The following is a 14,610-nucleotide window of genomic DNA, read 5'->3' on the forward strand; positions in this document are numbered from 1 at the left end:
CATGAGAGTGAATGGTCAGCAGGAGCTCGTCGACGGCTCGAGAACAACACTGAACCAAGTTCTCGTATCACAAGTTCGGCGCGGCGCGGTGATCATTCCGGCATATAACGAAGCGTCGGTGATCAAGCGTACGCTCGCCCCACTGAGCGCCGCGGCAGTCGACGGAGTCATCGAGCTGATCGTGGTGTGTAACGGTTGCGTCGATGACACCGCCGCCGTTGCCCGAAGTGTCCCCGGGGTGCGGGTCGTGGAGTTGGAGCAGGGATCAAAGCCCGCGGCGCTCAACGCCGGTGATGAGAGCGCAACGCTGTGGCCGCGACTGTATCTCGATGCGGACATCCAAATCTCCGCCGCCGCTGTTTTCGCGGTTTTCGATCGGCTCGCGCGCGGAGATGTGTTGGCAGCCCGCCCCGTTTGCAGATACGACACCGATGGCGCCAGTGCGCTTGTGCGCAGCTTCTACCGGGCACGTACGCGGATCCCGCAGCACGGGCGTGCGATGTGGGGCGCTGGCGCGTACGGCCTCAGTGCGGAAGGGCATCGGCGCATCGGCGCGTTCCCGATGGTCACGAGCGACGACTTGTATGTCGAACTTCATTTCGACCAGGCGGAGAAGGCCGTGGTGGCAACCGAACCGTCGGTCGTCAAGACGCCCACCGATACCAAGAGCCTGCTGGCGATCCTACGCCGCGGCCGCCGAGGCACCGCCGAACTCTCGACCCCTGGGCAGGGACCGGAGATGCGCAAGCGTGAGGCGAGCGCGGGCACGGCGGCCGCGGTCGTGCGTACGATCCGCGGTCCTCAATCAGCGGTCGACGCTGCGGTTTTCCTTGGCATGGCGCTGGCCAAGCGGCGGGGTCCCCGCAGGGCACGCGGGTGGGAACGCGACGAGAGCAGCCGGACCAACAGTGATGTGGAGCCGCCCGCACAGACCGCTCCTGGTCTGCACGTCCAACTCGTCGATTCGCTTGAGGCACTTGCGCGGATCCGCGACGAGTGGGACGGCTTCGTCGAGCAGAGCGGCAGCGACATCTACTTCACGGTCGACTGGCTCGAGACATGGTGGAAGCATTATGGGAAACGACGAACGTTTCATGGCGTCGTCGTGTGGGACGGTCGGCGGATCGTTGGCGTCTTGCCCTTCTGTGTTCAACGGGTTTGGGCCGGGCCGGCACCGGTGCGGCTGGCGAAATTCGTCGGGGCCGACTCGACTCTCCCGGTCTTCACGCCGGCCCTTGTGGATGGCTTCGAGGAGCAGGTGATGCGTCTCGCCCTGAAATCGCTGTTCGACGCACGCTGTGACGCCGTCAGTCTCTCGCCGTTGTCGGGACTATCACGCGCAGCAGGCGCCGCTGAGCAGGCCGCCGTCGGTGAAGGATTCGGAATCGTGCGCTCCGACAGTCCGGGTGTGCACACGGTCTTCCGGTTCCCGGCATCATTCGACGAGTACCTCCAGAACCTGAGCAGCTCACAGCGTCAGACTCACCGCCGCTATCTACGGAAGCTGAAGAGCCAGTACGACATCACCTTTCGAACGGTCAGCGGTGGCGAGGCGGTCGCGTACTTCGACCGCTTCGCCGAGTTGCACGCCGCGTACTGGCAGCAGCGGGGCAAGCTCGGCCATTTCGGTGACTGGCCGGCGGGCGCCGAGTTCAACAGAGATCTCATTGCCGCCATGGCAGAGACCGGACGGGTTCGCTTCTACGAAGTCGCCGGCGAGAACGACCGCGTGCTCGCCATGGAGTATTGCTTTGTGCTCGGCGACCGGTGTTACTGGAGGTTGCCTGCCCGCGATCCCGATCCCGAGTTGGACAAGCTCCGCATCGGCAGAGTGAGCCTCACCGAGATGTTCCGGATGCTGATCGAGAGCGGGCAGCGAATGGTCGAAGGGGGACCGGGGCACTACGAATACAAGCTCCGGCTCGGAGCCGAAGAACACTCGTTGCGCCGGGTCGTCATCAGCGGGCGAACCAGATCTGCGCGCTGGCGTACCGTGCTGGTAGTGCGTTGGGCAGATCTCCTGCAATTCGCGTACTACCGCGGGTGGTTCCTCAAGTTGCGGCCGAAACTGGGCCTGTCGCCCGGGCCATTGCGGAAACCCTATATTCGGAGTCGAGTCTGATGGCGCGCTCGGTGGTCAACATCGTGGTCCATGGGATCGGTCCCGTCGACCGCCAACTCGATCCCGGCGAGGATCAGGTTTGGATCGGGACCTCCCAGTTCGAGCGGCTGCTCGATGCGGTGGTGGACCGGCCAGATGTGAGGATCAGTTTCGACGACGGAAACTCCTCCGATGTGGAGATTGCATTGCCCCGGCTTGTGGAGCGCGGCCTCACGGCTGAGTTCTTTGTGCTCGCAGGCCTTCTGGGCGAGCGTGGACGGGTCGACCGTGACGCTATCGGCGCACTGTTGGACGCCGGCATGGCTATCGGGTCCCACGGCTGGTTGCACAGGGACTGGCGGCGGATGGACGACGCCCAGGCGCGGGAAGAGTTGACCGCGGCTTCCGAAGCGCTGAGCGAGGTCATCGGTCGCCCCGTGTCGCGCGTGGCAATCCCGTTCGGTTCTTACGACCGCCATGTGCTCCGTCGGTTGCGGGCGGCTGGGGTGACGCGCGCGTTCACCAGTGATGGCGGACGCGCGCGGCCGGACGCCTGGTTGCAGCCGCGTAACAGCCTGCGTCAAGACACCGACGCCGCTTGGATCGCCCACCTGCTCGCCGCTCGCACTCCGCTGATCCAGCGCGCTCGGGGCGGCGCCGCGCGGACCGTGAAACGGCTTCGTGGAAGGTCCCTTTCGGGACTAGGAGCACCCGCGTGACACACCCGACACAGGTGGCTGTCGTCATCGTTACCTACAACAGCGCCGACGTCATCGGCGACTGTCTCACCTCGCTGGCCGAGCAGGAGACGCCGTTGGCCGCGATTGTGGTGGCGGACAACGCATCCAAGGATGGCACAGTTGACATCGCGAAGAACTTCGCCGGGCTTCCCGTTCAGGTCGTCGAACTCGGACGCAACGCGGGATATGCGGCGGGGCTGAACGCGGGTATTGCAGTGCTGGAGCTGATCAGGCTGGACGCGATTCTGGTTCTCAACGCCGACTGCCGCGTGCTGCCCGGTTCGCTGGCCGTGCTCGCCTCGTCGCTCCGCGATCCCGGGCGCGGCATCATCGTGCCGCGCCTGGTTCAGCCCGACGGCTTCATGCAACGGACCCTGCACCGCACGCCGACGGTGGGCCGAGCACTGGTCGCCGCGATGCTGCCCGGTGAACTCGCCGGACGTCTGGGATCCATCGGCGAGCTGATCACGGATCTCGAGACATACGAGCGGCCAGGCACGACTGCATGGGCGACCGGTGCGGCAATGCTGCTGTCGGTGCCCGCGCTGCGCGAGGTCGGCCCATGGGACGAGTCCTTCCTGCTCTACAGCGAGGAGACCGAGTACTGTTTGCGCGCGGCCGATGAGGGCTGGTGCACGTGGTACGAGCCCAAGGCGGTTTTCGAGCACGTCGGCGGCGCCTCGGATACCAATCCCGCGCTCGCTTCGCTGCTTACGGTCAACAAGGTGAGGCTGTTCCGCCGCCGCCACAGCCGGTTGCGCTCGGCGGCCTACTTCGCTGCTGTGGCGGTCGGTGAGGGGCTCCGGGCGGCCGCAGGCCGACGCACGTCTCGCGCTTCCTTTCTGGCCCTTGTGCGGCCGTCGCGCCGGGTGCGGGAGCTGGCGACGTGAACCGTATCGTGCCATTTGACGCCCTTTCCGATGAGGAACTCGGCTCCTGGCGCGCACTGCGGGCGGCCAATCCGGGCTTGGACAGCCCGTACTTCCACCCGGGGTTCGCCGCGGCCGTGCATGCGAGTGGTCCACCCGTCTCTGTGGTGGTGATGCGTGACGCGGCGGGGAAGGTGTCTGCGCTGCTGCCCGGTCATCGGGAGGGAAGGCGTCTGCGGCCGGTCGGGTGGCCCGGCGCCGACTTTCAGGGACCCGTCCTCGAGCCGGGCACAGAACTGCACCCGACGGAGTTTCTCGTCGACGGCATACGAGAGTTCGACTTCGATCATCTGCTTCCACCGGGGCCCGAGTTCGATCCCTGGGTCATCGCTCGCCAGCCGTCGCCGTATCTGGACACGACCGGAGGCCTCGACGGGTACCTGTCGCGCGCATCACGCAGCGGCAAGGACAAGATGAAGGAAGCGCGGCGGTGCCTCGCTAAAGCAGAACGCACCCATGGTTTGATGCGATTTGCCGCCGACGTAGTCGATGACGCCGTGCTCGACCAGGTGATCGCTCTCAAGCGCGCGCAGTATGCCGCCACTGGAAGTCGGGACTACTTCGGCAAGCCGGAGCGGACCCAGCTGATCCATCGCCTTCTGCATACTCGGGACATTGCCTTCGGTGGCGTGCTGTCTACTGTGCATGTTGGTGATCGTCTGATGGGCGCACACTTCGGCATCCGCTCCGACCATGTGCTGCACTGGTGGTTTCCGGTCTACGATCGCGAGTTCGCCCCGTTGTCTCCGGGCTGGATTCTTTTGCGTGAATTTATCTCCGCCACCCCGACTCTCGGCATCAACCGGATCGACCTCGGCCGAGGCGACGACGATTACAAGCGACGTGCCAAGACGGGCGAGGTCAGCGTGAGCCAGGGGAGCGTCAATCGCAGTAGGGCGCGGCACAAGCTGCGCAAGGCGCGCCACGCCACGATCAACGCCGCCAAGGCCTCGCCGGCCGGGCCGGGACTGCGCCAGATGGCCCGCCGCCTGCGCGGCGCACGCTTGTCCACTCAAACCGCGGCAAAGGGCGACTAAGCCCGGAAGTGATTCGTGGGCCGAGCCGTTGCTGGTTCAGGGCCTGGGGCCACCGGAACGGTGTAATTCGACCACAGCAGACCGAAGACCATGAACATGATGAAGGTTGCCTGCTGGTAGAAGAAGAGGTCAAAAGTGAAACTGCAGGACAGGATTGCGGCGAATACGGCACCGAGCATGTAGGCCTGCTCGCGTTCGGTGCGATTGGTGGCGGCGCGCAGCGCGGCCGTGATGCCGAAGATGCCGCCGCCCGCCAGGAGGATCATAGCGATGACCCCTACCGCGCCGCCCTGCACAATGGCCCGGAGCCACTCATTGTCCAGCAGTCCGTATACATCGGGTGGTGCCCCGCCGAGGCCCAGGCCGAACACCGGATGATCGTGGAAAGTCTGTGACACCTGCGCGTAGTCTGCGATCCGATCCTTGATGCTGTCGTCTTCCCGCGCCCCGGTTATCGCGTGCCACAAGGCCAGGGCCATGTTGGGGAACACAGCGACGTAGATCCCCACCGCGGTGATCCCGGCGAACAACGCGGTGGCGATCTGTCGGACTGTGAAGCTCCACATGTACACAAAAAGGGACACGGCGAGCGCAACCACGCCGGACCGCGAGCCCGCCGCAGGCATTGATGTCAATGCCAAGAGGCATGCCAGTGCGGCGGCCCAGCGGACCACCCGTGCCGCCGCGTTGCGAGCGAAATAGATTGTCAGAGGCACCGAAATGGCGGCCAGTATGGAGAATTCGATGGGGTGAAGCGAGGTACCGGCGACGCGCGTGGCACCGAGTCGCTGATCGAAACGTAGATTCTCGGTGTCAATGTTCTGTACGAAACCCGGCGGCTGGAACAGGAACCGCAGGTCGATGGGGGACAGTGCCTGGAGTAGTGCGACCAGACAGGCGAAGGTGAGACCTATTGCGAGACAGCCGAGAACAAAGTTACGTTGCCTAAGTGTCCGGATCCGACTCAAGGTGTAAAGCGCAACGCCGACGCTCGCGACCAGAATAATCAGCGCCCGGGTCTTGTTCGCCTCGACGATCGTGCTGTCGTCATGGGTGAGTCCCACTCCATAGACAGCGACTTGAAGCAGAAAGTAGACCAGGACAATTGCGACACCTGGGCGAAGCGTCCGTGTCGAGGCGGTTCGCCGGATGAAGATGAAGCCGACCACGGCCAGGCCGAAAAACAGTACCGCGAGCAACTTCGCGGGCGAGCCGTTGCTCTTCAACGGCCCCGCAGGAACGACGAATGCGGGCAGAATTGAAATCAGCACACAGAGGAAGCCGAGCAGCCACGGAGTTCGTTCGCGCGAGTCCATGGTTTGCGTTGTGTCGGTGCGGAATTGGTTGGGGGTATCACGGTCCGGCTCCGCCGGGGTGCGATGAACGACTGTCATCGGGGTTCCAGCGCGGCCTCGGGGGCGGTGGTGACCTGCGTCGGCTTGGTGTCATCAACGCTCGAGTCGGCGGGTTTGGAGCCCTCGCCAGGCTCGGCCGGCCCAAGAACCTTTCTGCTCTTTCGGCGAACGAGTAGCACGTCCAGGATGACCGTCAAGACGACCGTGAGCCCGGCTCCCGCGGCGAAGATCGCGACGGTCGAACGCGTTCGGGAAGGCATACCGGGGGCGGGGTCGCCCGGGGGCGATACCACGAAGGGTGCCACCATCTGGCTCTCTGGGACCTGTGCTTGCTGCTGAAGTGTTCGCAGCGTCGCGCCGGCCTGCGCGATGACGAGGTCAAGGGTTCGAGTAGCCGCCGCCGCATTCGGGGCGGTGCACTCGACCATCACAAGTGGCAACGGCGCAGTGTTGGCGGGCACCGGGAACATTCTCGAGCCGTAATCGGCCATGCCGCCTTGGGCGACCACGCGATCGACGGTCGACGGTTCGCGGAGACCCACCGCAGCCATGTTGGCGATCAGGTCTGCTCCGCCGACATCGAGAAGACCGTTGCGTGGTAGCGGTACGCCCGGTTCCGCGTTGTAGATCTTGTTGCTCGGAGGGTTCAGACCTATCACGGCGTTCGCGTAATACACCGGTTTGACCGAGCTGTAGATGTCATAGCTGAACCAGCCGACGAGGAGAAGCAGCGGTAGGAATACATACCAGCGCCGCGCGCATGACCCCGCCACATCGAATAGGTCCAAGTCAGTTCCCCTTCTGCATCCAGACTCTTGTTGGGATTAGCTGAAGATCCGGTGCGCCGAGCCGTGGCAACGCCAAAGATACCCGATCAACCTATCAAGTGCTGGCATTTAAGCGCAACGGACAAAGCGTAGCGAATCTGACGGAAGTGATATGGTCCGATGCTCGCGGGCCGCGCGGCGCTCAGCATCCCGGTTGTAACGCCGCGCGCGCGTAGCCCGCGGTCTGGTAGACGTATTCGAAGGCCCAGTCGACAGCCGACAGTCGATCCGGGCTGGCCGCCATCACGAGATCACCGTCGAAACAGCGCTCCAAGATGAACCGTGCTCGCGATAGATGCGGCGGAAACGTCACCACGATGACGGTCCGCCACCCGTACTGCGAAGCGAGTCGTCGCAGCTCTCGACCCTCACCTTTGGTGGTCGGCGGGTTCGGGGCGAAGCAGTTCAAATCAAACTCGGCGTGCCGGGTGGCGCAGTAGTCCGTCAGCCAACGATCGTCTTCGCCGCGGGGGTTCGACACCACGACTTTGGGCGCCCATCCCGCTCTCGCGAGCTCTAGGCCGTAGATGTATCGGTAATCGCCGTAGCCGCCGAGGATCAGGATCGCGTCGGCATGGCGCAGCTGATCCATCTGTGGTCGCACGTAGACCGGGAAGCCACCGATCAAGGCGGCGGAGAGCAGCGCGCAGGCGGCTGTGATGAAGCGCCGGAGCCAACGCCGTCGTTTGCGGGGCGCGGCGAGTCCGGGCGTCTCTGTCGGCGGAAATGTCGAATTTGCCATCTATGGCGTCCGCGATGTCGCGTTCACGGCGTTCATGAGCGTGGTCAAGGCGAAGCTCCCGGGAAGGTTCTGCAGGTGAGACGCATCATACCTCGCGGCTGACACGCTGAAGATTCGCTCGCTGGCAGCCTAGCAGCTAATTTATTGAGCTTCGCCGTCGGGGCGCGCCGCTGATGACGGCCGGCGGCTGCGGTTCGCCGGTTGCGGCACCGCCTGATCGGATGTTTGCCAGCTGGTCGAAGGCCTGGGCACGGACGCTGTAGGCCGAGTTAGCTATCTCGCCAACCGTAGCTACAGCAACAGGTAAACCATGTCCGCCAATGGGGCTACATGTCTAATAACCGCACAAATCTGTAGGTTAAGCAAAGAAAACGGAGTTTGCGGACACGCATGCATTTTCGGCTTGCGACCCGTAATGTGGTGCTCACTGCGCGACTGGATCCGCAGGAGTGGGCAAACGTGTGGGGAGTGCATGCACTTGATAAGCGGACGACAGGCCGTGCTCGTCGCGGGTGGTGGTGGCTTCATCGGAGGCCATCTAGCCGCGGCGCTTGTGAAACGGGGCTTTCTTGTTCGAGCCGTCGACATCAAACCCTTCGACCAATGGCATCAGATGCCCGTAGGTGTTGAGTGCCTACGGCTCGATCTATCGAAGCTCGACGCTTGTCAGCAGGCTGTCCGCGGCATGGACACGGTGTACAACCTTGCGGCCGATATGGGTGGCATTGGGTTCATCAATTCGCACAAGGCCGAATGCATGCTCTCGGTGCTGATCAACACACACTTGCTGCTTGCCGCTCGGGATGCCGGCGTCCACCGCTACTTCTTCGCCAGCTCGGCCTGCGTGTACAACGTGAACCGACAGGCCGAGCCCGACGTCACGCCCCTCAAGGAATCCGATGCGTACCCCGCCATGGCCGAGGATGGCTATGGCTGGGAGAAACTGTTCGGTGAGCGGATGTGCCGGCACTTCCATGAGGATTTCGGTCTCGAAACGCGGGTGGCCCGCTTCCACAACATCTACGGCGTTCACGGCAGTTACGACGACGGTCGGGAGAAGGCCCCCGCCGCTCTGTGCCGCAAGATCGCCGAGGCCGTGCTGTCCGGGCGGCACGAGATCGACATTTGGGGCGACGGCGAGCAGACGCGTAGTTTCCTCTACGTCGACGACTGTGTCGATGCAGTCCTGTTACTGATGGCCGGCGACAACGCGCTGCCGGTCAACGTCGGCAGTGTCGAACGGGTGAGCATCAACGAAATGGTCAGCATCATCGAGCGGATCGCCGGAATCACCGTTGACCGCACCTACCGCTTGAACGCCCCACGCGGAGTGCGGGGACGCAACAGCGACAACACGATGATCAAAGAGCTCTACAACTGGGAGCCGACGATCAATCTGCAGGAGGGCCTCGAGCGCACCTACCGATGGATCTTCGACCAGCTCTCAGCTGGGGCCGCCTCTCGCGCTGCGTGTTTCAGCGTGCCGACGCGGTTGAGTGGGACCGTCGAGGTCATGCACCGGCGAGTCGGCTGAACGGACCGCCGCGACGAACCCTGGTGGGGACAAGGGCTTCAGAGGCCCTTCGGCGAATTCTCGGGGCTTAGCGTGCCCCTCAGTGTGCGTCTACCGGACTGTGATTGATCGGAATGGCACCATCGCGCTTGGTGAGGTCTGTTGCTGTGTAGTCACAGGCCGGACCGGCCACCGTCGACGTCGTCCGTGCAGCACGTGCCCTGATCCAGCGTCTGCGACGACCGAGCAGTGCGTCAACCAGCAGTGCGGTCAGGACGGCCGCCACGAGTCCGCCTGCGAACATCGTTATGGCCAAACGGGCTGGGGACGACGGCATCTCCGCTGCCGGGGCGCCGGGCGGTGAGACCACGAAGGGCACCACCATCTGATCCTCGGGAACCCTCGCATTCTGCTGAAGGTTGTGCAGAGACGTGTCAGCCTTGGCGATGACCAACTCGAGCGTCGTGGTGACGTCGGTCGGATTCGCTTCGTAGGTCTCGATCATGATGACCGGTTGTGGTGCCGTCGTGCCCTGCGCCGGCAGCAATCTGACGGTGTAATTGGACTGACCGCCGGCGGCGACCACCTCGTTCACCACGCTCGGTTCGCGCAGGCTGAACGTCGCCATGTTGGCGATCAGTGCCGCCCCACCGACATCGAGGAGCCCGTTTCGGGGGATGGCGACCCCGGCCGGGGCGTTGTCGATCCTGGTGCTCGGCGGCGCAACGCTTATCAGAGCATTCGCGTAGTAAACGGGCTTGATCGCGCTGTACGACGAGTAACTGAACCAGGCCACGAAGGCCAGCAGCGGGATGAAGACATACCAGCGTCGAACGCACGCACGTATGACATCGATCAGGTCCAAGTCATCGACCCCCTTCGTTGGGATGAAGCAAATCTACGCAGCACTTCGTTATTCGACTCTTCGACAGTCGACCCGGCATCCGGCCGGAGCGGCGCTTGGTACGGGTTTCCTGCTCGACAAACGATCGTGCCGATCAATGGCGCCCCGGTCGCGCGCAGGTCGGCTGCGGCACGGGCGACACCACGCCTGGCGGTCGTCCCCGGGGATACCAGGAGCACGACCGCGTCTGCGTACTCGGCCACGGTGGACGCCGTGACCGTGGACAGTACGGGGGGAGTGGCGATGAGCACGTTGTCGTATTTTCCGCGCAACTCATCGATCAATTCCGCCGCCACCCTGGTAGCCAACTGATTCGGTTCGTCCACCCACGCACGCATGGGACGCGTTTCCGGCAGGTCTGCATGCCGGCCGGGTGGACGCTCGGTGTCCGTCTCATCGGCCAGGGATCGAGTTGGGCAGGCATCCAGCACGATCGAGTGGCCGCCCGAGAGTTGCATCGCGCGACCGAGATTGGAAGCGACTAACGGCGTATCGAGCTCGTCTGCGGCCGAGGCCAAGACGAGAACACGTCCGCGACCGTCGTCCCTCGCGGGTGCGGCGATCGATCCCAGCCGGGTGCGCAGCCGGCGGTATTCGTTGAGCTCGGAGGCACGGTCGCCGTCCGTCATGAGGTTTGCGAGCACAGGAGCACCTGCGGCGGTTTCGGCCTGGTCCGGTGACCGGAGGACAGGGTCGGTTCGCGACCGGACCCATACCGCCACGGCCGCCGCCAGCAGCGCGGCGAGGACGATCAGCGCGCCGAGCATCAGACGCTCGGCGGTGCGCGCGTGCGGTTGACTGGCCTCGGTGACGACCCTGGTGTGCACCTTCTGGCCGTCTTGACCGGTCGGTGTCTCCAGCGCGTCGGTGTAGCTGATGAACTCGCGGGTCAGTGTGGTGGCGATCTGTTGCGCCCGCTCCGGTGAATCGTCGGTGACGGCTACATCGATGAGCGATGTTCTCGGTGGAACTTCGGTGGCGCTGATCTTGGCTGCGAGAGTGGAAGCGTCCAGCGGCAGATGCAGCGAGTCGATGACACGTTGAACGACGGCGCCGCTCGTCAACAGCCCCACGTAGGAATTGACCCGTCCCGCGACCACCTCGTCGTTTTGGTACGCGTCAGCGGTGGTCGCTCCCTCGATGGTCACCAGCAGCTGCGTGTTGGACACGTACTTGGCGGGGAGCAGAAGCAGTACGGCAAGGCCGAAGACCAGTACCGCCGCCGCCGCCACCACGGCCGTCCATCGGTATCGAGCCACAGCAGCGGAGAATTCTTTCAGGTTCACACTGTCACCTGCTCCGGTTGAGAAGCGTCGCCCCTATGGCGAGACGGACTTTCGAAAACTGAACGGATCACGGCCCCAAGCGATCCGAGCACCAGCCCGATCACGGTCGCGGCCGCGAGGACGAGCGGGACGGGCGCGCCCCACGCCACTACGCGCACCGCCTCCCGCGGTGGGTCGACGGTGACAAGTTCCGCCCGCGGTACCAGCGATCCGGGAACCGACTCCAGCGTCCGAACGGTCGCCGAGTATTCCGACATCATGACTTCCGCGGTCTGGCGGGCCTCGGCCGCGGACGGTGCACTGACCGCGATGTCGATGAGCGCCGTCCCAGGCCGGTTGAACGCTTGAACACGCCGCGACAGGGTCTCGGAATCGAGGTCCAGCCCCAGATCGGCGATGACGCGAGCCGAAACGCTCGTACTGCCGGCCAGGGCGGCATAGGTCTTGGCGCGGGCCTGCGCGTATGTGTCGCCCCCGTCGACGACCTGGCTGACGTCCCCGGGCGTTCGCACGAAAATGGTGGCCTCCGAACGGTACAGAGGTGGCTGCACGATCAACAGCACGGTGGCTGCGCCGACAGCGATGAGCACGCCCCACACCAGCCAGCGCCACCGCGCGCGAAGTATTCGACCGTAAGCGCTAAGAGCAGTGTTCATGTCGGATTGGCCAATCGGTGAGATGACAGGGATTCGGCCAGTGTTGCGGTAATTGCCAGGTCTCCCAGTCGATTCGGATGGATGCGGTCTTTCTTCAACATGGCCGACGTGTCGTAGTCGGAGAATTTCTTGAGGGGGTCGAGGACAACCAGACCGGGGATGTCGTCCACCAGTCCGGTGAAGAAGTCGTCGTCGTATCCCAGGTCGTCATCTGGCCTCGCGAGGAACCTCGGCCTGATGAGAACCATGGTGGCTTTCGGCCAGACCTGTCTGGCTTGCTCGATCGTGCCTCTCATCACGTCGAAAACGTCTTCGACGGGCGCCATCTGATCGTTCCGGCCGCCGTCGAACACCACGACATCGGGTTGGTAGAGGTCCGCCAAGTGCGGTATGCGTTCGATGAAGGACGTCGAGTTCCCGAGGTACGGGTCGACGAGGAACCGATTCGCCGTTCCTCCGCTGATGAATCCGGTGCCGGGCAGAGCCGAGAGTTTGCAATACCACCCGACGCGTACCGCAGCCATGCATGCATACGACATCTCTGCGGAGCCGGTGCCGAGCGGATACGAGTCGCCGATGAACAACGCCGTCGGGCGACTGGCATCCAACGGTCGCGGGCGCTCGGTGTGCGCGGCTGTAGGTTGGATCGTCGATTTGGCAGTGTCGACCGGTCGCATCGCGAAGCCGAGTCCGGCGATAATGGCGATCGTCGCGACGATCGCGGCCATGTCGATCCAACGGATTCGGTTCATGCGACGACCTCGGCTCGCAGCCACGCCGCGATCTTGTCGGCGATCACCGATTGACCCGCGTCGGTCGGTCCGCTCAGGTCGTCGCGCATCTCGTCGCGCGTCAGCCATGGCGGGTCGAGGGCGTCGAGAAACGGCACCCCGGATTGATCCGCGACGGTACGGACGGCATCCGACACGTGCCGCACGGCGTCGGGCACGGGCGTCTCGTACCAGGTGGGGCCCACGACAAGCGCCCGTTGCCCTTCGATTTTGGTCTTGTTGATCGCGTCGATGGCGCCCACGGTGATTCTCGCGGTATCGGCCAGACTGGTATCTGCCAGACCCCCGGCGAAGAGAACGATCTGCGGTTGGACGCCTTGCGCGCGGTCGACCTGGTAGGTGAACGCGTAACCGCCCTGACCGTCGGCGTCGTATCCGGCGCCAGGCAGCGCGAAGTTGGCGACCGACCAACCGGTTCGCTCGGCCAGCAGGGTCGGCCACACCGCACGGTTGTAGCGCCCGGCGGCATAGGAGTCGCCAACCACCGCGATGCTCAGCGACGACGACTGTGTCGCCTTGCTTTCTGCGCTGAACGCCAGCACGGACGCCACGACCAGCTCGGTGATCAACACCACCGGCAGAACGACGGCGAACAGCACATTGCGCCAAGCGGTCATCGGACACCACCTGCGACTCGGGTGTACGTGTCGACCAACTGGTCGCCGATCTGGTCCATACAGACTTCGGCCCGCACGGCCTCGCGCGCCCGGCCACTCATCGCCGACGCCAGCGGTGGATCGGCGAGGATCGAACCGACCGCAGCCGCCAAGGCCGGCACTTCGGGTTCGACCACGACACCGCAGCGCGCGCGCTCAACCAGCTGGGCCAGACCGCAATCGGCGGAGATCACCACTGGCAGTCCGACCGACATTGCCTCGAGCACGGCCATGGGGTAGGGCTCACGCACGGACGGCAGCACGTACACACTGGCGGAAGCCATCCGCTTCGGTACCGTCCCGGGACAAAGGGCACCCTCCCACGTGATCCGCGACTGTCCTTGAATGGCAGCACGTAACGCCACGCCCTCGCCGTCGTCGGGCCCGACGAGAGTGAACCGGGCGTCCACGCCCGCCTCCAGCAGCGCTTTGGCCATCTCGACGAAGGCGATCGGCCGCTTGCGCGGGTGCATGCGGGCGGCGAACAGAACCTCCGGCGGCCCGGCAGGCGGCACGGCGCTGGGGTACTCCGGCACGCCATTGCCCAGCTGGGTCAACCGTAGGTCCGGACCTCCGACCGCAACCAGCTGATCGTGCTCCTTTGGGGTCAGATAGAAAATCGCTTCCGCGGCGCGCAACAGTTTCCGGGTGCACATCGCATCCAGCGGTGCTGCGAACGGATGAGTCGAGGGCACCACCTGCCCGTGAGGCTGGAGCACACACGGAAGACGCCGTCGGCGCGCGGCCAGCGCCAGCGGTAGCACCACGAGGTCGCGGGCGAAATGAATGTGGACGATGTCGAAGCGCGTCCAGTTGGCGCGAAACCATCTGCTCAGCGCGGGCGAGCCCATGCCCGCGAAACCCGTTGCGGGAACCAATGTCCGAGCCGGGAACAGGGTTACCGGCACGCCGTCGAGCTCGTCGGGGACCACGTCATAGCCGCGCGTGGCGGCGACAACGGTCACCTGGTGGCCGCGGCGGATCAGCTCTGCGCTCTGGTTGAGCGCGACTTGTATCGTCCCGCCGGATGTTCCGTCCGGGCTGGCCAGCCTGACCACCTGCAATATCCGCAT

General features: G+C 64.5%; 14 protein-coding genes. 5 read left to right on the plus strand and 9 right to left on the minus strand.

From position 1 onward, the window contains the following. Position 1 precedes the first annotated feature (1 nt). The 4 genes from ACVWWN_RS09095 (at position 2) to ACVWWN_RS09110 (ending at position 4,807) form a co-directional block, all read left to right on the plus strand. Positions 2-2,122, plus strand: a complete 2,121-nt coding sequence (locus tag ACVWWN_RS09095; protein WP_457143601.1) for a GNAT family N-acetyltransferase — start codon at positions 2-4, stop codon at positions 2,120-2,122. Further along, complete coding sequence (locus ACVWWN_RS09100) at positions 2,122-2,820, plus strand: polysaccharide deacetylase family protein (RefSeq protein ID WP_457143602.1); 699 nt, start codon at positions 2,122-2,124, stop codon at positions 2,818-2,820. The genes ACVWWN_RS09095 and ACVWWN_RS09100 overlap by 1 nt, the downstream gene beginning before the upstream one ends. Then, positions 2,817-3,731 (plus strand): glycosyltransferase family 2 protein, encoded by a 915-nt coding sequence (locus tag ACVWWN_RS09105; RefSeq protein ID WP_457143603.1) that lies wholly within the window; start codon positions 2,817-2,819, stop codon positions 3,729-3,731. The genes ACVWWN_RS09100 and ACVWWN_RS09105 overlap by 4 nt, the downstream gene beginning before the upstream one ends. A gap of 173 nt (positions 3,732-3,904) precedes the next feature. Next, positions 3,905-4,807 (plus strand): GNAT family N-acetyltransferase, encoded by a 903-nt coding sequence (locus ACVWWN_RS09110; protein ID WP_457143604.1) that lies wholly within the window; start codon positions 3,905-3,907, stop codon positions 4,805-4,807. Here ACVWWN_RS09110 and ACVWWN_RS09115 read toward each other — a convergent pair. The 3 genes from ACVWWN_RS09115 to ACVWWN_RS09125 all read right to left on the minus strand — a co-directional run bounded on the left by ACVWWN_RS09115 (position 4,804) and on the right by ACVWWN_RS09125 (position 7,731). Further along, positions 4,804-6,123 carry an O-antigen ligase family protein gene (locus ACVWWN_RS09115; protein WP_457143605.1) on the minus strand — a complete coding sequence of 440 codons (1,320 nt, stop codon included), beginning with the start codon at positions 6,121-6,123 and terminating at the stop codon, positions 4,804-4,806. The genes ACVWWN_RS09110 and ACVWWN_RS09115 overlap by 4 nt on opposite strands. Positions 6,124-6,197: 74 nt before the next feature. Continuing rightward, on the minus strand, positions 6,198-6,950 hold the full coding sequence (locus ACVWWN_RS09120; protein ID WP_457143606.1) for a hypothetical protein: 753 nt from the start codon (positions 6,948-6,950) through the stop codon (positions 6,198-6,200). Between the two features lie 181 nt (positions 6,951-7,131). Beyond that, positions 7,132-7,731, minus strand: coding sequence for a YdcF family protein (locus tag ACVWWN_RS09125; protein WP_457143607.1), 600 nt, complete (start codon positions 7,729-7,731; stop codon positions 7,132-7,134). A gap of 472 nt (positions 7,732-8,203) precedes the next feature. On the opposite strand from ACVWWN_RS09125, the gene ACVWWN_RS09130 reads away from it, so the two are divergent. After that, positions 8,204-9,265 carry an NAD-dependent epimerase/dehydratase family protein gene (locus ACVWWN_RS09130; protein WP_457143608.1) on the plus strand — a complete coding sequence of 354 codons (1,062 nt, stop codon included), beginning with the start codon at positions 8,204-8,206 and terminating at the stop codon, positions 9,263-9,265. A 79-nt stretch (positions 9,266-9,344) separates the two neighbouring features. Here the strand turns inward: ACVWWN_RS09130 and ACVWWN_RS09135 are convergent, their stop codons facing one another. From ACVWWN_RS09135 to ACVWWN_RS09160, 6 genes are read right to left on the minus strand one after another with little or no spacing between them, the layout of a single operon-like run. Next, the gene (locus tag ACVWWN_RS09135) at positions 9,345-10,109 is read right to left on the minus strand and encodes a hypothetical protein (protein ID WP_457143609.1); all 765 of its coding nucleotides are present in this window, start codon (positions 10,107-10,109) and stop codon (positions 9,345-9,347) included. After that, on the minus strand, positions 10,100-11,434 hold the full coding sequence (locus ACVWWN_RS09140) for a Wzz/FepE/Etk N-terminal domain-containing protein (protein ID WP_457143610.1): 1,335 nt from the start codon (positions 11,432-11,434) through the stop codon (positions 10,100-10,102). The genes ACVWWN_RS09135 and ACVWWN_RS09140 overlap by 10 nt, the downstream gene beginning before the upstream one ends. Next, positions 11,431-12,090: a YveK family protein gene (locus ACVWWN_RS09145; RefSeq protein WP_457143611.1), complete on the minus strand. Its 660-nt coding sequence runs from the start codon at positions 12,088-12,090 to the stop codon at positions 11,431-11,433. Before ACVWWN_RS09145 ends, ACVWWN_RS09140 begins: the two co-directional genes overlap by 4 nt. Continuing rightward, on the minus strand, positions 12,087-12,842 hold the full coding sequence (locus ACVWWN_RS09150; protein WP_457143612.1) for an SGNH/GDSL hydrolase family protein: 756 nt from the start codon (positions 12,840-12,842) through the stop codon (positions 12,087-12,089). Before ACVWWN_RS09150 ends, ACVWWN_RS09145 begins: the two co-directional genes overlap by 4 nt. Further along, a complete protein-coding gene (locus ACVWWN_RS09155) occupies positions 12,839-13,498 on the minus strand; it encodes an SGNH/GDSL hydrolase family protein (protein WP_457143613.1) in 660 nt (219 codons plus the stop codon). Before ACVWWN_RS09155 ends, ACVWWN_RS09150 begins: the two co-directional genes overlap by 4 nt. After that, positions 13,495-14,610, minus strand: coding sequence for a glycosyltransferase (locus ACVWWN_RS09160; protein WP_457143614.1), 1,116 nt, complete (start codon positions 14,608-14,610; stop codon positions 13,495-13,497). Before ACVWWN_RS09160 ends, ACVWWN_RS09155 begins: the two co-directional genes overlap by 4 nt.

It is taken from the genome of Mycobacterium sp. URHB0021 (assembly GCF_054057895.1).

Bases quoted from the DNA above. Each gene is read 5' to 3' on its own strand.
- ACVWWN_RS09095 (WP_457143601.1), top strand. From the start codon at position 2: ATGAGAGTGAATGGTCAGCAGGAGCTCGTCGACGGCTCGAGAACAACA.
- ACVWWN_RS09100 (WP_457143602.1), top strand. From the start codon at position 2,122: ATGGCGCGCTCGGTGGTCAACATCGTGGTCCATGGGATCGGTCCCGTC.
- ACVWWN_RS09115 (WP_457143605.1), bottom strand. From the start codon at position 6,123: ATGGACTCGCGCGAACGAACTCCGTGGCTGCTCGGCTTCCTCTGTGTG.
- ACVWWN_RS09125 (WP_457143607.1), bottom strand. From the start codon at position 7,731: ATGGCAAATTCGACATTTCCGCCGACAGAGACGCCCGGACTCGCCGCG.
- ACVWWN_RS09130 (WP_457143608.1), top strand. From the start codon at position 8,204: ATGCACTTGATAAGCGGACGACAGGCCGTGCTCGTCGCGGGTGGTGGT.
- ACVWWN_RS09145 (WP_457143611.1), bottom strand. From the start codon at position 12,090: ATGAACACTGCTCTTAGCGCTTACGGTCGAATACTTCGCGCGCGGTGG.
- ACVWWN_RS09150 (WP_457143612.1), bottom strand. From the start codon at position 12,842: ATGAACCGAATCCGTTGGATCGACATGGCCGCGATCGTCGCGACGATC.
- ACVWWN_RS09155 (WP_457143613.1), bottom strand. From the start codon at position 13,498: ATGACCGCTTGGCGCAATGTGCTGTTCGCCGTCGTTCTGCCGGTGGTG.
- ACVWWN_RS09160 (WP_457143614.1), bottom strand. From the start codon at position 14,610: ATGCGGATATTGCAGGTGGTCAGGCTGGCCAGCCCGGACGGAACATCC.